Source organism: Dietzia sp. CH92, assembly GCF_032248695.1.
Classification (GTDB): domain Bacteria; phylum Actinomycetota; class Actinomycetes; order Mycobacteriales; family Mycobacteriaceae; genus Dietzia.
In genome coordinates, this window is record NZ_JAVHXC010000001.1 from 708,253 (window position 1) to 726,911 (window position 18,659).

The following is an 18,659-nucleotide window of genomic DNA, read 5'->3' on the forward strand; positions in this document are numbered from 1 at the left end:
GGTCGCCTCCCCCGCGTCGGGCGTCGCCCGGTCTGCTGTCCAGACCGTGCGGCGCCCGGCGCGCGTGCGTCTGCTGTGGCTCGTCGTGACGATCGCGGTCCTCGTCGTCGTCGTCATCGCCTCGGTGTCCATCGGCTCGCGCGCGGTCACCCTCGACGAGATCGTCGCCGCGCTGGGCGGCTCCACCGACGGCCTCGGCGAGGCCGCGGTGACCAAGCGCGTGTGGCGCACCGTCCTGGCCGTCCTCGTGGGCGCGGCGCTCGGCGTGGCCGGCGCGGTGATGCAGGGCGTGACCCGCAACCCGCTCGCCGACCCGGGCATCCTGGGCGTGACCATGGGCGCGTCGCTGGCCGTCGTGGTGGGCATCGCGTGGTTCGGCCTGTGGACCTACACCGGCTACATCTGGGCCGCGATCGTCGGTGCCGCGATCACGGCGGTGTTCGTCTACGTCGTGGGCTCACTCGGCCGCGGCGGCGCGACCCCGCTCAAGCTCGCCCTGGCCGGGACGGCCACGTCCGCGGCGGCGTCGTCGTTCATCAGCGCCGTCGTGTTGCCGCGCGGGGACATCGCCGGCGGCGTGCGCTCCTGGCAGGTCGGCGGCGTGGGCGGCGCGGGCGCCGAGGCGATCGAGCAGGTGGCGCCGTTCCTGCTGGTGGGCGCCCTCATCTGCTTCCTCACCGCGCGGCCCCTCAACTCCCTCGCCCTGGGCGACGACCTCGCCGCCGGGCTCGGCGAGCACGTCGTGGCCATCCGCGCGATCTCCTCCCTGGGCGCGGTCCTGCTGTGCGGTGCCGCGACCGCCGTGGCCGGGCCCATCGCCTTCGTCGGCCTCATCGTCCCCCACGCCTGCCGCCTGCTCGTGGGCGTGGACCACCGCTGGCTGCTGCCGTTCTCCGCGTTCACCGGCGCCGTGCTCGTGACCGCCTCCGACGTGCTCGGCCGCATCGTGGCCAGGCCCTCCGAGATCGACGTCGGGATCATCACCGCCCTCGTCGGCGCGCCGTTCCTCATCGCGATCGTGCGCCGGCAGAAGGTGCGTGAGCTGTGAGCGCCGCGCTCTCCCCCGCCCGCCCGTCCGCACTCTCCCCCGCCCGCCCTTCCGCCGTCGAGGTGGTGGCCGCCGGCCGCCGCGCGCGGGAGCGGCGCCGCCAGCTGGTGATGGCCCTGCTCGCGCTGGCCGCCCTCGGCCTGTTCGCCGCGACACTCATGGTGGGCAAGACCTTCTACTCCCCCGCCGAGGTGCTGGGCGTGATCCTCGGCCACGACGTCGACGGGGCTAATTTCACCGTCGGGCGACTCCGTCTGCCGCGCGCGGTGCTGGCCGTGCTCACCGGTGCGTGCTTCGGACTGGGCGGCGTGACGTTCCAGACCATGCTGCGCAACCCGCTGGCCTCCCCGGACATCATCGGCATCAGCTCCGGCGCGAGCGCGGCGGCCGCGTTCGCGATCGTCGTGCTGGGCCTGGGCGGTGCGCAGGTGTCGGCGTTCGCGATCGTCGCCGGCATCGCCGTGGCGCTGCTCATCTACGCGCTGGCCTACCGGGGCGGCGTGGCCGGCACGCGGCTCGTGCTCATCGGCATCGGGATCGCCGCCACCCTCAACGCCGTGACCGACTACATCCTCAAGACCGCCCCGCAGTGGGAACTGCAGGAGGCGATGCGCTGGCTCACCGGCAGCCTCAACGGCGCCTCGTGGGACCAGGCCCGGCCCGTGCTGGTGGCGACACTCGTGTTCGCGCCGCTGCTCCTGCTCCTCTCCCGCGACCTGGGACTGCTCCGCCTGGGCGACGACACCGCCTCCGCCCTGGGGGTGCGCACGGAACGGACGCGCATCGCGCTCATCATCGCCGCGGTCGCCCTCATCGCGTTCGCCACCGCCGCGGCCGGGCCGATCGCGTTCGTCGCGTTCCTCGCCGGTCCGATCGCCGCCCGACTCGTGGGCCCGCACGGCTCGCCGCTCGTCCCGGCCGCGCTGGTGGGCGTGGTGCTGGTGCTGGCCGCGGACCTGGTGGGCCAGTTCGCCTTTGGCGCCCGCTACCCGGTGGGCGTCGTCACCGGCGTCCTGGGCGCGCCGTATCTCATCTATCTCATCGCCCGCACCAACCGCACCGGAGGCTCACTGTGACCGCCGACCACACCCTCGAGGCCACCGGGCTGGACCTGTCCTACGGCGACCGCGCGGTCATCCGCGGACTGGACCTGGTCGTGCCGCCCGGGCGCATCACCGCGATCGTCGGCGCCAACGCGTGCGGCAAGTCCACGCTGCTGCGCTCGATGTCGCGGCTGCTCAGGCCCCACGGCGGGCAGGTGCTCCTCGACGGCGCCCAGGTGCACCGCATGCCCGCCAAGAAACTCGCCCGCACGCTGGGACTGCTGCCCCAGTCCCCCATCGCGCCGGAGGGCATCACGGTGTCCGACCTGGTGGGGCGCGGGCGGAACCCGCACCAGGGGATCATGTCGCGGTGGTCCCGCGACGACGACGAAGCCGTGGCCGCGGCACTCGAGGCGACCGGCACCCTCGAACTGGCCGACCGACCGGTCGACGAGCTGTCGGGCGGTCAGCGGCAGCGCGTGTGGATCGCCATGGCGCTGGCGCAGAACACCGACCTGCTGCTGCTCGACGAGCCCACCACGTTCCTCGACGTGGCGCACCAGGTGGAGGTGCTCGACCTGCTCGTGGACCTCAACCGGGACCGCGGCACCACGATCGTCATGGTGCTGCACGACCTCAACCTGGCCGCCCGCTACGCCGACCACCTGGTGGCGATCGCCGGCGGCACCGTCCACTGCTGCGGCGCCTCCGACGACGTGCTCACGCCCGAGATGGTCCGCGCGGTGTTCGGCCTGGACGCCGTGGTGATCACCGACCCCACCTCCGGCCGGCCGCTCATGCTGCCGCTGGGCCGACACGGCGTGCGGGAGGGCGCGCTCGCGGCCGCGACCGACGAGGCTCCGGCGCGGGCGGACGCGGCTCCGGCGCGGGCAGACGCGGCGACGGGGCAGGCAGACGCGTTGGCGGCGCGGGCGGACGCGGCGGCGGCCCGGGAGGCCTGAACCCCGGGCCCCGGCTCTCGTCCGGGCGGGCGCTATCGACAGAGAGCCAGCGCGAGTGCCGCCGGATACGCTGCCCCTTCGCCGTGCGCTGGCGGAATGCACGCTCCGACCGGGCTTATGCTGGCGGGATGGACCATTCTCGCAGCGCAGGCCGATGGGGCAGCGCATCCGGGCGGTGGTGTGATGCCGGAATGCCCGCCCGCGGCCCCACATCGAACTTTGGTGTAGCTACTGCGAGAAAACTCCCGCCGAAGCGCAATAGCTACACCAAAAAACAGGCCCCGTCAGGACCCGATGCCGAACCTCGCCGCGAGGTAGGGCAGCCACCCCATGCACTCCGGGGTCAGGGCCATGCAGGCCGCCTCCCCCGGCCCGGGGCCGAAGATGAAGCGCAGCGGATTCTCGAGCGAACCGGTGGGGATCATGATCTCTCTCCTGGGGATCGGGACTGATCTACCCTTCCGGGATATCAGATGTGTGGGCGGACGCGCGAGTGCGGGAACAGGACTCGCTGGGCCCCGGAGGGAGACCGCGTGGAGTTCCAGGAGACCATCGAGGCCGTGGGCGAGGTGATCGACGCCCTCGGGGTAGCGGCGATCGTGATCGGCATCCTCACCACCACGCTCATCGCGGCATGGCGTCTCACCACCCGGCAGCCGGACGTCTATCACCAGTTCCGCCGCTACCTGGGCAGGTCGATCCTGCTGGGTCTGGAGATCCTGGTGGCCGCCGACATCATCAAGACCGTCGCGGTGGCCCCGACCCTGGAGAGCGTGGCGGTGCTGGCGGCGATCGTCGTGATCCGGACGTTCCTCAGCTGGTCGCTGGAGCTGGAGATCTCCGGCCGCTGGCCGTGGCAGAAGCCGCCGCACGACCCTCAGGTCGACCAGGGTATGACGCGGGACGCCACGCCCACGCCGGCCGACTGAACCATCCGCCGTGGACCCGGCGCCGAACCCCGGGCATGCACACCGAACCCCCACCGGACGAGTCGCCCGCGGAATCGCCGCAGCGATGGACGCTCCCCCGGCGCGGCGACTACGCCCGCGACGCGACGCTCTGGTGGGACGACTGGGTGCCGGTCGCCACCACGGGGTGGGGTGCGGTGTTCGTCATCGCGCCGCTGCTGGCGACCGGGTTCGTCCTCCGGGCTACCCGCGCGCTGCGGCGCCCGGGCCGGACCCCCGCGCGGCCAGACGCCACAGGATCGTCCGCTCCCTAGCGCGGGCGGCGTGGAGCGGGTCGGCGCTGTCGGCCGCGCGGGAGTGCCGCGGGGTGGTCTCGTGCGTGCCGACCACGGTCAGTCCCGCGTCGGCGATGCGCGCGAGCAGCTCGTCGCGGGTGCGCAGACCCAGGTGTTCGGCGAGGTCGGACAGGATGAGCCACCCCTGCCCGTTCGGCGTGAGGTGCTCCGGCAGCTCGGCGAGGAAGCGGTGGAGCAGGTCGGAGTCCGGGTCGTAGATCCCCTGCTCCAGCGCCGAGGTCGGCCGGCCGGGGATCCAGGGTGGATTGCACACCACGACGTCGGCCCGCCCGGTGTGGTAGCCCACCTCGTCGTCGTCGCCCCCGGGCCACAGGTCGCCGCGCGTCACGGTGACCCGGTCCTCCAGCCCGAGTCGCCGCACGTTGTCCCGCGCGCACTCCACGGCGCGCGGGTTGATGTCGGACGCCACCACAGCGCGCGCCCCACGCCCGGCCAGCACCGCGGCGAGCACCCCGGTGCCGGTGCCGATGTCCCACACGACCGGCTGGTCGACGCCGTCGGGCCACGGCGCGTCGGCGATGAGGTCGATGTACTCGTCGCGGGTGGGGGCGAACACGCCGTAGGCGGGGTGGATGCGCGCGCCCAGGGCGGCGATCTCGATTCCGCTGCGGTGCCACTCGTACGCGCTGATCACGCCAAGCAGCTCGGGTAGCGAGACCAGCGTCTCCCCGCCCGGCGCCTCGCCGGCCCCGCCGCCGCCCGGCGCCTCGCCGGCCCCGTCTGCGGGCGGACCGTAGGCGTGCTCGCAGGCGTCACGCACGTCGGGCGCGCGCCGCAGGCTGATCGAGTAATCGGGGTCGAGCGGGACGAGGATCCCGCCCAGGATGGTCGCCCGCTCGGCGCGGGACCTGCGGTTGGCGCGGAAGATCTCGCCGGGGTCGGGGCTCCTCGGCGCCCGCGACGCGCGCCTGCCCAGTCGCCGGTCGAGCGCCCGCATGAGCTGCCGGGCGTTGTGGAAGTCGCTCCGCCACAACAGCGCCGTGCCCGATCGGATCATCTTGAGGGCCTTGTCCGCGGCGATGTCGTCGTGGATCACCACGATGCGCCGGGGTGCGGGGGCGCCGTTCTCCGAGCGCCAGCCCGCGGTGCGGACGGTGTCGTTCTCGCGCCACTGGACGGTCGTCGTGGTGTGGCCGGCGGCGGGGTGAGAGGGCACGGGGCCATTGTCTCAGGCGGTGAGCACGGTGGCCGACCCACGACCCTGCGATACCCTTCCCACTCTCAACTTATAGCTGGTGGGGGGCCTTGCGGCAAGACCCCCTCGGGGGCGCACACTGGCGCGATGCCACGCCCTGCCACCAGCGTCTTCGCCCTTCCCGACCGCCTGTCCCACAAGTCCGCTCCGGCGCTCATCGCGGCCGACGAGCGCCACTTCGCCGCCGTCGCCGACTGTCTCGCGCACAAGGTCGCCGACCTCACCGCCCGCCTGGAGTCGCGCCGCCGCGATCCGGCCGGCCGGGGCGCGCAGACGATCGAGCGCGACACCGACATTCGCCGGCTCGTCGCCGAGCTCGCCACCCTGCGCCGCTTCGGCCTCGACCTGTGCATCGGGCACTACGCCACCGCCCGGGCGCGGTCGACCGGCGCCGGGAGCGAGACGGTGTACGTGGGGCGGATCGGCCTGACCGGACCGGACGGCACCGCCCTGCTGGTGGACTGGCGCACCCCGGCCGCCGAACCGTTCTTCGCCGCGACGCTCGCCGACCCGAGGGGCGTGGCGTATCGACGCCGGTACCGGTGGTCGGGCGGGCGCATCGTGGATTACTGGGACGAGGTTCTTGATGACGACGACGAGCTCGTCTCGCGCGTCAGTCCCGACGACACCTCCGCATTCGTCTCGAGCCTGTCCTGGGCGCGCACCGGTCGGATGCGGGACGTGCTCGCGACGATCCAGGCCGATCAGGACGCCGTCATCCGCGCGGACGCCCGGGGCGTGCTCGTGGTGGACGGCGGCCCGGGCACCGGCAAGACGGTGGTGGCCCTGCACCGGGCGGCGTACCTGTTGCACGAGCAGTCGCGTTCCGGGGTGCGGCGCGGGAACCTGCTGCTGGTCGGCCCGCACCGGCCGTACCTCGACTACGTGGCCGACGTGCTGCCGGCGCTCGGCGAGCACGGGGTGCAGACGGCGACGGTGGCCGATCTGGCGGTGGCCGCGCTCGGCGACGCGGCCGATGACCTGCTCGGCGGCACGGCTGGCATGCTGCCCGAGGAGCCCGATCCCGAGGCGGCGCGCCTCAAGGCCGACGCGCGGATGGTCGACGCGATCGAGGCCGCCGTCCGCTTCTACGAGCAGCCGCCCGAGCAGTCGCTGGTGGTGCCCACCGAATGGGCGGACCTGCGGGTGACGCCGTCCGACTGGGCCGAGGCGTTCGCCTCCGTGGAGGACGGCACCTCGCACAACGAGGCGCGGGAGCAGATCCACCAGACACTCGTAGAGATCCTGGTGGGCGGTGCGAGCGCCGACGACGACGCGGAGACCCCGCGGCGCGCCCTGCGGGCGGAGCTGGCCGCGGATCCCGGACTCCGCCGCGAGCTGTCGCGCGCGTGGCCGGTGATCGACGCGGGCGATCTCGTGGGGGACCTGTGGACCGTGCCCGCGTACCTGCGGCTGTGCGCGCCGTGGCTCACCACCGAGCAGCTCCGGCTCCTGCAGCGGTCCGACCCGCGCGCCTGGACCGGCGCCGACCTGCCCCTGCTGGACGCGGCCCGCCACAGGCTGGGCGACGCCGACCGCGCGCGCCGGTCACAGCGCCGGCGGGCCGAGCGGGCCGCCGAGCTCGAGCGGAGACGGCGGGTGATCGACGAGGTGATCGCCGCGGACGACGACCCCGAGGGCGTCGCCCCGATGCTCCGTCACGCCGATCTGCAGGAGGCGCTGCTCGACCCGTCGACCGACCGCGACGACCCCGCCGCGGGCGCTGCCCGGCTGACGGGCCCGTTCGGACACGTCATCGTGGACGAGGCCCAGGAACTCACGGACGCGCAGTGGCGGATGATCCTGCGCCGGTGCCCGTCGGGCAGTCTCACGGTGGTCGGCGACCGGGCGCAGTCGCGTCTGGACTTCGCCGAGACCTGGCCGCAGCGTCTGGAGCGGATCGGCCTGCCGTCCGCCCGGATCGCCACGGTGCATCTGAGCATCAACTACCGCACGCCGGCGGAGATCATGGAGGCCGCCGCCCCGGTGATCAGGGCGGTCCGCCCCGACGCCAACGTCCCGGAGTCGGTGCGCCGGAGCGGGCTGCCCGTCGGGCGTGGCCGGGTCGAGGACCTGCAGGGGGTTCTCGAGGACTGGCTCGCCGCCCACCCCGAGGGCGTCGCGTGCGTCATCCACGCGGACGGCTCCCCTCTCGCGCTACCGACCGACTCGGACCGCGTCCGCGCGCTGACCCCGTCGGAGGCTAAGGGGCTGGAGTTCGATCTCGTCGTCGTCGTCGACCCCGGGTCCTTCGGCGGGGGTGACGGCGACCCGGACGGCGCCGACCGCGGCGTCACCGGGGCCGTCGACCGCTACGTGGCCATGACCCGGGCGACCCGGCAGTTGATCGAGCTGTGGCGCTAGCGGGCGTCGCGGGTGTCGGGATCTCTCACCGCGCCGGCGGGGCGATGGTGATAGGCGCGCCGAGGTCGTAGTACTTCTGCGAGTTGATCGCGCTCTGCCCCATGACGGTCATCGAGGCCTGGGACCCGACGGGGACCCAGTCGTCGCCGTACCACAGGATGTACTCGGCGACCGGGATCTCGTTCCACACGAACGGCCCGTCGCTGACGATCTTGAAGGACTCGACCGTGCTGCCGTCCGGGAGCGAGACCTGATCGCGGGCCTGCTGCACCGTCCAATTCGGCTGGGCCGCCACCAGGGAGGCCGTCTGGGCGGGATCGGAGAAGACGCGATACAGGGCCGCCGCCACGCCGGCCATCTGTTCCTCGGGGTCCGCGGACTCCGTGTCGCCCTTGACGGGGCCGGATCCGGTGTCGACCCACATGACCCCGTCGACGAAGGTCAGCGAGATCGGGCCGTCGGGCCCCGTGAACTCGCCGCGGAAGCTGTAGTCGGGATCGTAGGTGAAGTCGACCTCGCCGTAAGGATCGCCGATCGCCTGCATCGTCCCGGAACCGAAACTCGCCAGGGCCTGCGAAACGCAGTCGCCCAATCCGGTGCCGTCGAGGACGGAGCCGGGCGCCAACGTCAGTGCCGCGCACGAGGCGGGGACCTCGCGTCCCTCCCCCGGTCCGCCGGGGCCGCCCGGGTCCGCGGGCGAGGTGGTCGAGGAACCCTCGGCGAGGGACCCGGTCGAGCCGAGCGCCTCGGCCTCCGCGTCCTGGCCGGACGCGCACGCACCGAGCGCCAGTCCCATACACACCGCAGCGGCGGCCCCGCCCAGTCGTCGGCGAGCAGAAGTCACGATGTTCTCCAGAGAGTCCCGGGGCCGGCACGGCGCCGGCGAGTCGAGAAAAAATCTATCCCGTACTGACCGCCCACTCTCGACAGATGTCTATTTTTCCCTGTGGCCCTGGTCACCGGGAGCGGCGCGGTCGGCTCGTCCGATCGCCCCGTCCGAGCACTGGCCCACCCCGCACATCGGGAGCACACTGGGGCGATGAAGCGTCCCGAAGCCCGGGTCCGGCCGCCGACCCCCCGCCGCGCCCCGCCCGGTCGCGCGGGCGGCCGCGGCGCGGGACTCATGACCCTGGGGGCCCTGGGCGTGGTGTCCGGGGACATCGGCACGAGCCCGCTGTACGCGCTGCACACCGCGTTCAGCATGCGCCACAACGCCGTGGCGGTGACGCCGGACAACGTGTACGGGATCATCTCCATGGTCCTGTGGACCCTCACCGCGATCGTCACGGTCAAGTACGTGGTCTTCGTGATCCGGGCGGACAACGACGGCCAGGGAGGCATCCTCGCACTGGTCGCGTTGCTGCACCGCCGCCTGGACGGCCGGCGCACGACCTGGGTCGTCACCGTCCTGGGCATCCTCGGGGCCGCCTTGTTCTTCGGCGACGCCGTGATCACCCCGGCGATCTCCGTTCTCAGTGCGGTGGAGGGCCTGACAGTGGTCAACCCGGGGCTGGCCGGGATCATCGTCCCGGTGGCGGTGGCGATGCTGGCCCTGCTGTTCCTCGTCCAGCCCGTCGGCACCGTCCGGGTCTCGTGGTTGTTCGGCCCCGTCATGCTGGTGTGGTTCGCGGTGCTCGCCGTGCTCGGCGTCCCCCAGATCCTCGCGCACCCGACGATCCTGGTGAGCCTGTCGCCGACGTGGGCACTCGAACTGCTGATCCGCCACCCGTTCCAGGCGTTCGTGCTGCTCGGTGCCGTGGTGCTCACGGTCACCGGCGCCGAGGCCCTCTACGCCGATCTCGGGCACTTCTCCGCGTCGGCCATCCGCCGGGCCTGGTTCTGGGTGGTCCTGCCGGCCCTCGCGCTGGTGTACCTCGGCCAGGGGGCGCTCGTCATCTCCCGCCCGGACACCGTCGGCAATCCCATGTTCCATCTCGCTCCGGACGCGCTGCAGGTGCCCCTGGTCGTGCTCGCCACGGCCGCGACGATCATCGCCTCGCAGGCCGTGATCTCCGGGGCGTTCTCCCTCGCCCGCCAGGCGATGCGCCTCTCGCTGCTGCCACGGCTGACCGTGCGGTACACCTCACGCGACCAGGAGGGGCAGGTCTACGTCCCGGCGCTGAACTGGCTGCTGTTCGTCACCGTGCTGGCGCTGGTCGTGATGTTCGGTTCCTCCGAGTCCCTGGCCAGCGCGTACGGATTCGCGGTGACCGGCACGCTGGTCCTGGAGTCGGTCCTGTTCCTGCTGTTCGCCGTCGCCGTGTGGCACTGGGGCTGGCCGGCGGTGGTGGGCTACGCGGCGACCATCGGGACGCTCGAGATGCTGCTGCTCGCGGCCAATGCCACCAAGATCCTCGACGGCGGCTGGCTGCCGGTCCTGCTCGCCGCCGCCGTGGTGCTGGTGATGGTGACCTGGCGGCGCGGCAGCTCGACGGTCGCGGCGGCGCGCCGCGAGCGGGAGGGGCCACTCGAGGACTTCCTCAACACGCTCGGCGACACGCCCGTGCGCCACGGCCCCGGGGTGGCCGTGTTCCCGCACGCCGATCCGCTCACCACCCCGCTGGCCCTGGTCAGTTGCGTCACGGATCTGCGGATCTTCCCCGATGTGGTCGTGGTGGTCCGGCTGGAACACTGCAACGTCCCACGCGTCCGCCCGGAGCGGAAGTACCGGTGCGAGGACCTCGACTCGTCGCTCGGCGTGCTGCGCCGCGTCACGATCCTCGTGGGGTTCGCCGACGACCAGGACATCCCCGGGAACCTCCGGCGGGCGGCGGAACGGCTCGACGATCTGGACCTCGACCCCGACGAGGCGACGTACTTCCTCTCGGTGCTGACCCTGCGGCCGTCGAGGGCCCCCCGGTTCCGACACTGGCGTGCGCGGCTGTTCCTCGCGATGGAGAGGAACCAGGCCAACAGGACCGAGGCGTTCCACCTCCCGCCGCAGCGGACGGTGGTCCTGGGCGAGGAGCTGCACATCTGAAGACCTCCGCGAGGGTTCCGGTCGCGTTCCCCCGGTTCTACGATGGAACCGAGTCATTGGAGCTCACCATGAGTGCAACGCAGGCCGAACTCTGGAGCGGTCCCGTCGGACGGTCCTGGGTGCGCAACGCGCGCATGTACGACACGATCCTCGAACCGCTGGGCCGGGCCGCGCTCGACCGCCTCGAACCGTCCCCGGGTCACCGCGTGCTGGACATCGGCTGCGGAACCGGCGCCACGACGCTGGAGATCGGGCGTCGGGTGCGCCCCGGCGGAACGGTGGTCGGCGTGGACGTGTCCCGCCCGATGATCGAGTTCGCACAGGCCAGGGCGGCGGACGAGGCGGACGCCGACAACGTCGAGTTCGCCCGGCTCGACGTGGAGAGCGATCCACTCCCCGGCCCGTTCGACGCGGCGTTCTCCCGCATGGGCGTGATGTTCTTCGAGGGCCCCGTGGCGGGGTTCTCCGCCATCGCGTCCGCGCTGAGGACCGGTGGGCGGTTCGCGTTCGTCTGCTACGCCGCACCGGCCGCGAACCCCTTCATCACGGTCCCCACGGGCGCAGCGCTCGCCCGGCTCGGCGGGCCACCGCCACCGCCTCCCGGCGGGCCGGGGCCGTTCGCCCTGGCCGACCCCGGGTACGTGCACAGCCTGCTGGAGTCGGCCGGGTTCGAATCCGTCTCGGTGAGCCCCGGGCCTGACGAGGTGATCCTGGGCCCCGTCGAGGACCTCGACGACATCGCGCGCCAGGCCCTCGAGCAGAACCCTCAGGCCATGATGGCGATGACGGCGAACCCCGGGGCCCGCGAGGACGCGGTCGCCGCCGCGGCCGCGGCGCTCGGCGACCACGTCACGGACGGCGAGGTCCGGATGGGCGCGAAGACCTGGGTCGTGGAGGCGCGCTCACCCCGGTCAACCTGACGTGACGCTCCAGGGCGAGGTTCCGCCGCTGTCCGGCTAGCTCCCGGAAGCGGCGTCGCTGATCGCCGACAGCGCAGCACGCAGCCGCACGTCGGCATCGTCGGCGACTTCCCGCACCTGCGGACTGCCGCTGAGCTGGACCATGGTCTGCGGGTCGATGGCCTCGATGGTCGTCTGCTCGGCGTCCTTTCCGCGGCGCACCACGACGTTGCACGGCAGCAGGGCGCCGAGCTCCGGTTCGGCGGCCAACGCCTTGCTGGCCAGGCCGGGATTGCACGCTCCGAGGATCGTGTAGGCGCCCACCGCGTCCGCGGCCTCGTCACCCAGCTTGGCGGCGAACGTCGCGTTGACGTCGATCTCGGTGAGAATGCCGAAGCCCTGCTCCGCCAGAGCGGCGCGCGTGCGCTCCATGGCCTGCTCGTAGGGCATGTCGACAGTAACGGTGCGGGTGTAGGTCATGACCGACTCCTTCGATATCTCTTCGACGGCGTTGAGGTGTCCCCGGCCTGTGCGCAGGGCTGCGGCGGGTCAGGCCAAGGAGAGGAACAGCTTCTCCAGCTCCTTCTTGTCCAGGGCCTCGTCGGGGTTCGTCAAGCACTGCTCGAGGCCGCTGGCGATGATCGCGAACCCCGCCCGATCCAGAGCCTTGGACACCGCCGAGAGCTGGGTGACGACGTCCTTGCAATCGCGACCGTCCTCGATCATGCGCACGACGGCGGCGAGCTGGCCCTGGGCGCGCTTGAGGCGGTTGAGTGTCGGCGTCAGTTCGACTGTGTCGAGTTGCATCGGGCCCCCTGTAATCGGCGAGAAGTCACCACAGTCTATACCCCCTGGGGTGTCCCGCTCCAGTCCCTGCACGTAGCTCGCCACCCCCCTGCCTCCTGCTCGACGCATACCCCCCGGGGCATGTTGCGCATACCCCCCGGGGTATATATGTTCGGGGAACACCCCGAGACCGGGACCCCGATCGACAAGGAGAGCACCGTGCTTCTCGAGCGCATCTACGACGAGGACCTCGCCCAGGCCGGGTACGTCATCGGCTGCCAGGCGAAGAACGAGGCGATGGTGGTGGACGCCCGCCGCGACATCCGCGAGTACCTGGAACTGGCCGACCGCCACGGCATGACGATCACCACCGTCACCGAGACCCACATCCACGCCGACTACCTGTCCGGCACCCGCGAGCTGGCGGAGGCGACCGGGGCGACCATCTACGTGTCCGGCGAGGGCGGCGACGACTGGCAGTACGGCTTCGAGGCCGAGCGCCTGCACCACGGTGACCAGCTCACGCTGGGCAACATCACCGTCGAGGCCGTCCACACCCCGGGCCACACTCCCGAGCACCTGTCGTTCCTCGTCACCGACGGAGCGTTCGCCGACTCCCCCGGTTACATGCTCACCGGCGACTTCGTCTTCGCCGGCGACCTCGGCCGACCGGACCTGCTCGACGAGGCCGCCGGTGGAGTCGACACCCGATTCGAGGGCGCCTCACAGATCTTCCGCAGCCTCAAGGAGTCCTTCGTCTCGCTGCCGGACCACGTCCAGGTGTTCCCGGGTCACGGTTCGGGCAGCGCGTGCGGCAAGGCCCTCGGCGCGCTCCCCTCGACCAGCGTCGGCTACGAGCGCCGGTTCGCCTGGTGGGCCGACTACGTCGAGCGCGACGACGAGCAGGGCTTCATCGACGAGATGCTCGACGGACAACCTGACGCGCACGCCTACTTCGGCCGCATGAAGCGGCAGAACAAGGAGGGCCCGGCGATCCTCGGAACACTGGCACCCCTCCGCCGGTTCGGCACCGGAGAACTGGCCGAGGCGCTCGAGAAGAACGACCTCGTCGTCGTCGACACCCGCGACCAGGACGAGGTCCACGCCGGCACCGTCCCCGGGGCGCTCAACATCCCGGGCGTCGACAAGGCCGCGTCGTACGGCGCGTGGGTCTACGACCCCGAGCGCGAGGACACCCCCCTGGTCGTCCTCGCCGAGGACGAGGAGACCGCCGAGCGGTACCGCGACCACATGATCCGGGTCGGCATCGACACCGTCACCGGCTACACCACCAGCTTCGACGGGCTGCCGATGACGACCCCCGAGATGATCGGGCCCGACGACCTCGCCACATTCGACGCGGCGATGGTGCTGGACGTGCGCAACAAGACCGAGCACGCGGACGGCCACATCCCGGGCTCCGAGCAGCTCAGCGGCGGCCGCGTCCTGTGGAACCTCGACCGGCTCCCGACCGACGGGCCGATCGTCACCTACTGCCAGAGCGGAGTCCGCAACTCGGTGACGGCCAGCGCCCTGCGGCGAGCTGGCTACCGGGTCGTCGAACTCGAGGGCAGCTACAGCGCCTGGTCCGAGCGCAACCTCGCCGCCGTCTGACCACACCCACTCACCTCATCCGAAAGGTCTGAACCACCCGTGTCCTCCACTCCCGCCAGCAACCCGACCATGACTCCCGCCGACCTCCGCGACGCGATGAGCAGTGACACCCCGCCCACCGTGGTCGACGTACGTTCCGGCGCCGAGTACGCCTCGGTCCACATCCGCGGCTCCTACAACGTTCCGCTGCCGCTGCTCGCCGAGCACGGCGAGGAGTTCGCCTCGCGGCTCCCCGGCCAGGTCGTCCTCATCTGCCAGTCCGGCAACCGCGCCCGCCGGGCATGCGAGCGGCTCAGCGCCGCGGGCGTCGACCGCGACTCGGTGACCGTGCTCGACGGCGGGATCGCCGGCTACGAGTCCGCCGGCGGCGAGGTCGTCCGCGGCAAGGGCGTCTGGGCGATGGATCGGCAGGTCCGCATGGCCGCCGGCTCGCTGGTCCTGGTCGGCGTCACCGCCTCGAAGCTCATGTCCCCGAAGTTCGCCTACCTCGCCGGCGCGATCGGTGCGGGGCTGACCTACTCCGCCGCGAGCAACTCGTGCGCCATGGCCGCCGCGCTGTCCAAGATGCCGTGGAACCGTTCCGCCGACGAGCCCGAGCTCGGCACCGTCCTGAACTCGCTGCCGACCCGTTCCTGACCCGCCACCCCACCCGCGACCCCGGCGCCCACGCCGGAGAAAGGCACCCTCCATGGAGATCACCACGATCGTCGTCGTGGCCCTGGCCGTCCTGGTCGGCCTGTCCCTGGGACTTCTCGGCGGGGGCGGATCCATCCTCGTGGTCCCCCTGCTCACCTACATCGGTGGGCTCGACCCCCGCGAGGCCATCGCGACCTCACTGTTCGTCGTTGGCGCCACCTCGCTGGTCAGCCTCATCGGCCACGCCCGCAAGGGCAACGTCCAGTGGCGCACGGGCCTGATCTTCGGCGCGGCCGGGATGGTCGGCGCGTTCCTCGGCGGTCTGGCCGGTGGCTACATCCCCGGCACCCTCCTCATGATCGCCTTCGCGCTCATGATGATCGCCACCGCGGGCGCGATGATCAAGGGACGCAAGGACCGTGACGGGCAGAGCCAGACACACCACCACCCGCTCTGGCGGATCCTCCTGGACGGACTCGTCGTGGGCGCCGCGACCGGCCTCGTCGGCGCGGGCGGCGGCTTCCTCGTCGTGCCGGCCCTCGTCCTCCTGGCGGGACTGCCCATGACGGCCGCGGTGGGCACGTCTCTGCTCGTCATCGCGATGAAGTCCTTCGCGGGACTCGGCGGCTACCTCACGTCGGTCAGCCTCGACTGGCCGCTCGTCGCCGCCGTCACCCTCGCCGCCATCGCCGGCTCCTTCGTCGGCATCCGGCTCACCTCCGTCGTGCCGGAGCGGGCGCTGCGCAAGGGCTTCGGGGCCTTCGTCCTGCTCATGGGCGCGTTCGTCCTGTCGCAGGAGCTGCCGTTCCCCGCCGGGCCGATCATCCTCGGCGTCGTCGTGGTCCTGGCCTCGACCGCGGCGGTGTGCCTGCTCGGATTCAAGGACCGTTGCACGATGAGCAGGCCTGCGGATCGCCAAAGGGGCCAAGCGGTTTTGGCCTGACCCGCCGTAACCACGAAGACCGCCCGGTTCGCCGGGCGGTCTTCGGTCGTTCAGGGCCGGTCATCGCCCCTTTGCTGCGACGAACGTGTCGAAGTCGAAGGGCTCCGGAGTTCCGCTTGCTTCTCCGTTAGCGAGTGCGCTCCACAGTGAGGCCATCCGCGTCTGTTGGTCTTCGAGTAGTCGTAGGCCGGCCTTTACGACCTCGCTGGCGGACCGGTATCGACCCGAGCCGACCTCTCTCGCGGCGCAGTCCGCGCCCCGGCATCGATCAGCCGACCGCCGCGACCTTCCACGCCGAGTGGATGGCGCCGTGGATGTAGCCCACCTCGCCGGCGTCGCCCACGACCTCGCAGTCGATGCCCGCGGCGCGCAGCTCGTCGGCCAGCGGCGCGGCGGCCATGGTGCCGTCGGCGTAGATCACCATGTCGGCCGCAGCAAACCTGGCGTTGCCCTTGGCGTCGGTCCACTCCACGCCCTGCTCGGTGATGCGGGTGACGGACACGCGGCGCTGGATGTCCACCCCGTGCTCCTTGGCGTGCCGCACGGCGGTCCAGCGGCGCGGCATGGCCAGCGGCAGGCCGAGCTGCTGCGACTCGTGCAGCAGGGTCACGCGTCGCCCGCGCTCGGCGAGGAACTCGGCCAGCTCCAGGCCCACCAGGGATCCGCCGATCACCACGACGTTCTTGCCCATCGGCAGCGCGATCTTGGTGAGGTTGCGGATCCACGCCGGCCGCTTGGTGATGGTCGACAGCTTGCCGAGTCGTCCGGCCAGCCGCAGGAAGAACCCGGCCTCGTCGGCGGTGGCGGTGCCGAGCATGGTGTTGCGTAGCGAGTCGCCGGTGTGCACGTGCGGCAGGTCGCCGCCGGGGATGGTCGGGGCGGGACGCTTGGCGCCGGTCGCCACGATCACCCGGTCGGCGCCGAGCGACCGGATGGTCTCGACCGTCGCCTCGGTATTTAGCCGCACGTCGATTCCGAGCCGCGTGGTCTCGTGATCGAAGAACCGGATCAGCGGCTCGTTGTCGGGGGTGGTGAGGGTGGAGAACCACATGGTGCCGCCCAGCCGGTCTGCCTTGTCCAGCACGGTGACGCGGTGTCCGCGCTCGGTGAGCACGAGCGCCGACTCGAGCCCGGCGGGTCCGGCGCCCACCACCACGACGTGCTCGCGCGTGGGCGCGGGCGTGAGCGGCAGGAGCGTCTCGTTGCCCAGCGCCGGGTTCACGGCACAGAAGGGGGTGTCGTCGAAGAAGTTCTCGGCCACGCAGAGGTAGCAGTTGATGCAGGGCCGGACCTCGGCCCGGCGTCCGGTGGCCAGCTTGTTGGGCAGGTTCGGATCGGCGAGCAGCTGGCGGCCCATGGCGGCGAAGTCGATCTTGTCGTCGTCGAGCGCCTTCTCCGCCACCTCGGGCAGCATGCGGCCCACGGCGATCACCGGCACCGACACGGCGTTCTTTATGGCCGCGGCGTTGTCCAGGTACGCGCCGACGCGATCCGGCAGGGGTCCGTCGGTGAAGTTGTCGAAGGGGTTGCGGCCCCAGCCGGTGACGTGGATGGCGTCGGCGCCGGCCTTCTCGAACAGCTGCGAGGCCAGGATCGCCTCGTCCAGCTCGAGCCCGCCCTCCTGGCCGTACTCCTCGCCGGAGACGCGCACGATCACCGCGAGCGTCTCCCCCACGCGCTCCTTGACGGCGGTGATGACCTCACACGCCAGCCGCGCCCGGTTGATCAGCGATCCGCCGTAGGAGTCGGTGCGCTGGTTGTCGCGCTTGTTGAGGAACACGCCGAGGATGTAGCCGTGCGCGACGTGGATCTCGATCGCGTCGGCGCCGGCCTTGGCGATGCGCTCGGCCGCGTCGGCCCAGGTGCTGATGAGCCAGGCGATGTCCTCGGAGTCCATCTCCTTGTAGACCATCTGCTTGCCGCCGGTGGCGGCGCCCATCTTGCCGAGCTCCTCGGGGGTGCTGTCGGCGAGAGCGGACATGTCGTAGCTGTAGTCCGGCTCGTTAGGGGCGATCACCGGGCGGTCGTTGGCCACGTCCACGCGCGCGACCTTGCCGTGGTGGGTGGACTGCACGCAGAGCTTCGAGCCGGCGGCGTGCACGGCGTCGGCGAGGGCCTTGAGGCCGGGGATGTACTTGTCGTCGGACAGACCCGGCTCCTTGAGCGAGGCGGCGCCGACGGGGAACGCGATCGCGCACGCGCCGGTGATGATGAGCCCGGCGCCGCCCTTGGCGCGGGCGACGTAGTGGTCGATCTCCGACTGCTCGATCTCACCGTCCTCGGAGACGTTCATGTCCATGGCCGGCAGGACGATGCGGTTGGGGGTCTCCATGGGGCCGATCCGGCCCGGCGAGGTGAGACGGGGGAAAGAGGTGCGGGTAGTCACGTCAGTGAGAATACGCCGGTGTTGACGGTTGTCAGAACTTTGGCGGGATTCTGAGTGGGAAGAGTCGCCACGCCGCGCGGGGGACGTGCTATGGGCGACGACGACGAGGTGGTCGGACGCGGGCCGGTGGACGATGGCCGGGTCGCGCCGATCGTGCCGATCAGCAGTTCGAGGGAACCGATGGCGCTGCTCATGGACGCGGCCGAGCCAGATGAGTCGGGGTGCCTGAGCAACGGCTGCCCATCTGGACGCCTCCCCCGTACGGCCGGTGTCGCACACTCGGCGCCGATGCCCACCGACCCCGAACCGCAACCGCGGGGATGTCACGTGACGTTGGGCGCCGGCTCTCGCACCGCAGCGGCGGTGTGGGGGTGTAAATGGCGGGAACCCCGAACCGTGGGGTTCGGGGTTCCGGCTGTGTGAAGTTGTGTTCGGCGGTGTCCTACTCTCCCACACCCTCGCGAGTGCAGTACCATCGGCGCTGGCAGGCTTAGCTTCCGGGTTCGGAATGGGACCGGGCGTTTCCCTGCCGCTATGGC

Annotated in this window: 15 protein-coding genes, 1 rRNA gene and 2 pseudogenes; 10 read left to right on the top strand and 8 right to left on the bottom strand. The window is 71.8% G+C overall.

Translation table 11 applies throughout. From position 1 onward, the window contains the following. Positions 1-70: 70 nt before the first annotated feature. The 3 genes and pseudogenes from RWK90_RS03370 to RWK90_RS03380 form a co-directional block, all read left to right on the top strand. Entirely contained in the window at positions 71-1,048 is a 978-nt protein-coding gene (locus tag RWK90_RS03370; RefSeq protein ID WP_396230260.1) for a FecCD family ABC transporter permease, read from the top strand. Between the two features lie 62 nt (positions 1,049-1,110). Then, the gene (locus RWK90_RS03375; RefSeq protein ID WP_314034778.1) at positions 1,111-2,124 is read left to right on the top strand and encodes an iron chelate uptake ABC transporter family permease subunit; all 1,014 of its coding nucleotides are present in this window, start codon (positions 1,111-1,113) and stop codon (positions 2,122-2,124) included. Beyond that, positions 2,121-2,915 (top strand): annotated as a pseudogene (locus RWK90_RS03380) (ABC transporter ATP-binding protein); the annotation flags it as partial. The gene RWK90_RS03375 and the pseudogene RWK90_RS03380, both read left to right, overlap by 4 nt. Positions 2,916-3,337: 422 nt before the next feature. Here the strand turns inward: RWK90_RS03380 and RWK90_RS03385 are convergent. Then, positions 3,338-3,478 (bottom strand): hypothetical protein, encoded by a 141-nt coding sequence (locus RWK90_RS03385; protein WP_007633571.1) that lies wholly within the window; start codon positions 3,476-3,478, stop codon positions 3,338-3,340. 108 nt (positions 3,479-3,586) lie between these two features. Here RWK90_RS03385 and RWK90_RS03390 point away from each other — a divergent pair, with 108 nt between their 5' ends. Further along, entirely contained in the window at positions 3,587-3,982 is a 396-nt protein-coding gene (locus tag RWK90_RS03390; RefSeq protein ID WP_314034660.1) for a DUF1622 domain-containing protein, read from the top strand. A gap of 222 nt (positions 3,983-4,204) precedes the next feature. Here the strand turns inward: RWK90_RS03390 and RWK90_RS03395 are convergent, their stop codons facing one another. Next, positions 4,205-5,473: a class I SAM-dependent methyltransferase gene (locus RWK90_RS03395; protein WP_314034662.1), complete on the bottom strand. Its 1,269-nt coding sequence runs from the start codon at positions 5,471-5,473 to the stop codon at positions 4,205-4,207. A 126-nt stretch (positions 5,474-5,599) separates the two neighbouring features. Here RWK90_RS03395 and helR point away from each other — a divergent pair, with 126 nt between their 5' ends. After that, positions 5,600-7,876 carry an RNA polymerase recycling motor ATPase HelR gene (gene helR / locus RWK90_RS03400; protein WP_314034664.1) on the top strand — a complete coding sequence of 759 codons (2,277 nt, stop codon included), beginning with the start codon at positions 5,600-5,602 and terminating at the stop codon, positions 7,874-7,876. Positions 7,877-7,901: 25 nt separating this feature from the next. On the opposite strand, the gene RWK90_RS03405 is transcribed toward helR, so the two are convergent. Beyond that, on the bottom strand, positions 7,902-8,720 hold the full coding sequence (locus RWK90_RS03405) for a hypothetical protein (RefSeq protein WP_314034666.1): 819 nt from the start codon (positions 8,718-8,720) through the stop codon (positions 7,902-7,904). 195 nt (positions 8,721-8,915) lie between these two features. Here RWK90_RS03405 and RWK90_RS03410 point away from each other — a divergent pair, with 195 nt between their 5' ends. After that, positions 8,916-10,856, top strand: a complete 1,941-nt coding sequence (locus tag RWK90_RS03410; protein WP_314034668.1) for a KUP/HAK/KT family potassium transporter — start codon at positions 8,916-8,918, stop codon at positions 10,854-10,856. A gap of 68 nt (positions 10,857-10,924) precedes the next feature. Then, positions 10,925-11,776: a class I SAM-dependent methyltransferase gene (locus RWK90_RS03415; RefSeq protein ID WP_314034670.1), complete on the top strand. Its 852-nt coding sequence runs from the start codon at positions 10,925-10,927 to the stop codon at positions 11,774-11,776. Positions 11,777-11,812: 36 nt separating this feature from the next. Here the strand turns inward: RWK90_RS03415 and RWK90_RS03420 are convergent, their stop codons facing one another. Then, complete coding sequence (locus RWK90_RS03420; RefSeq protein ID WP_314034672.1) at positions 11,813-12,235, bottom strand: DUF302 domain-containing protein; 423 nt, start codon at positions 12,233-12,235, stop codon at positions 11,813-11,815. Positions 12,236-12,304: 69 nt separating this feature from the next. Next, positions 12,305-12,562, bottom strand: coding sequence for a metal-sensitive transcriptional regulator (locus tag RWK90_RS03425; RefSeq protein WP_314034674.1), 258 nt, complete (start codon positions 12,560-12,562; stop codon positions 12,305-12,307). A 198-nt stretch (positions 12,563-12,760) separates the two neighbouring features. On the opposite strand from RWK90_RS03425, the gene RWK90_RS03430 reads away from it, so the two are divergent. From RWK90_RS03430 to RWK90_RS03440, 3 genes are all read left to right on the top strand, one after another. Next, the gene (locus RWK90_RS03430; RefSeq protein WP_314034780.1) at positions 12,761-14,155 is read left to right on the top strand and encodes an MBL fold metallo-hydrolase; all 1,395 of its coding nucleotides are present in this window, start codon (positions 12,761-12,763) and stop codon (positions 14,153-14,155) included. A gap of 69 nt (positions 14,156-14,224) precedes the next feature. Then, positions 14,225-14,791, top strand: coding sequence for a rhodanese-like domain-containing protein (locus RWK90_RS03435; protein WP_396230261.1), 567 nt, complete (start codon positions 14,225-14,227; stop codon positions 14,789-14,791). A 52-nt stretch (positions 14,792-14,843) separates the two neighbouring features. Beyond that, a complete protein-coding gene (locus tag RWK90_RS03440; protein WP_314034678.1) occupies positions 14,844-15,734 on the top strand; it encodes a sulfite exporter TauE/SafE family protein in 891 nt (296 codons plus the stop codon). A 60-nt stretch (positions 15,735-15,794) separates the two neighbouring features. Here RWK90_RS03440 and RWK90_RS03445 read toward each other — a convergent pair. The 3 genes and pseudogenes from RWK90_RS03445 to rrf all read right to left on the bottom strand — a co-directional run. After that, positions 15,795-15,971: pseudogene (locus RWK90_RS03445) on the bottom strand (type II toxin-antitoxin system ParD family antitoxin); the annotation flags it as partial. A 31-nt stretch (positions 15,972-16,002) separates the two neighbouring features. Beyond that, a complete protein-coding gene (locus RWK90_RS03450) occupies positions 16,003-18,120 on the bottom strand; it encodes an NAD(P)/FAD-dependent oxidoreductase (protein WP_314034680.1) in 2,118 nt (705 codons plus the stop codon). 429 nt (positions 18,121-18,549) lie between these two features. Continuing rightward, positions 18,550-18,659 (bottom strand): 5S ribosomal RNA (rrf, locus tag RWK90_RS03455); the annotation flags it as partial.

Excerpts from the sequence above, each read along its gene's own strand:
- RWK90_RS03385 (WP_007633571.1), bottom strand. The coding sequence starts at position 3,478 with ATGATCCCCACCGGTTCGCTCGAGAATCCGCTGCGCTTCATCTTCGGC.
- helR (WP_314034664.1), top strand. The coding sequence starts at position 5,600 with ATGCCACGCCCTGCCACCAGCGTCTTCGCCCTTCCCGACCGCCTGTCC.
- RWK90_RS03410 (WP_314034668.1), top strand. The coding sequence starts at position 8,916 with ATGAAGCGTCCCGAAGCCCGGGTCCGGCCGCCGACCCCCCGCCGCGCC.
- RWK90_RS03415 (WP_314034670.1), top strand. The coding sequence starts at position 10,925 with ATGAGTGCAACGCAGGCCGAACTCTGGAGCGGTCCCGTCGGACGGTCC.
- RWK90_RS03420 (WP_314034672.1), bottom strand. The coding sequence starts at position 12,235 with ATGACCTACACCCGCACCGTTACTGTCGACATGCCCTACGAGCAGGCC.
- RWK90_RS03425 (WP_314034674.1), bottom strand. The coding sequence starts at position 12,562 with ATGCAACTCGACACAGTCGAACTGACGCCGACACTCAACCGCCTCAAG.
- RWK90_RS03435 (WP_396230261.1), top strand. The coding sequence starts at position 14,225 with ATGACTCCCGCCGACCTCCGCGACGCGATGAGCAGTGACACCCCGCCC.
- RWK90_RS03440 (WP_314034678.1), top strand. The coding sequence starts at position 14,844 with ATGGAGATCACCACGATCGTCGTCGTGGCCCTGGCCGTCCTGGTCGGC.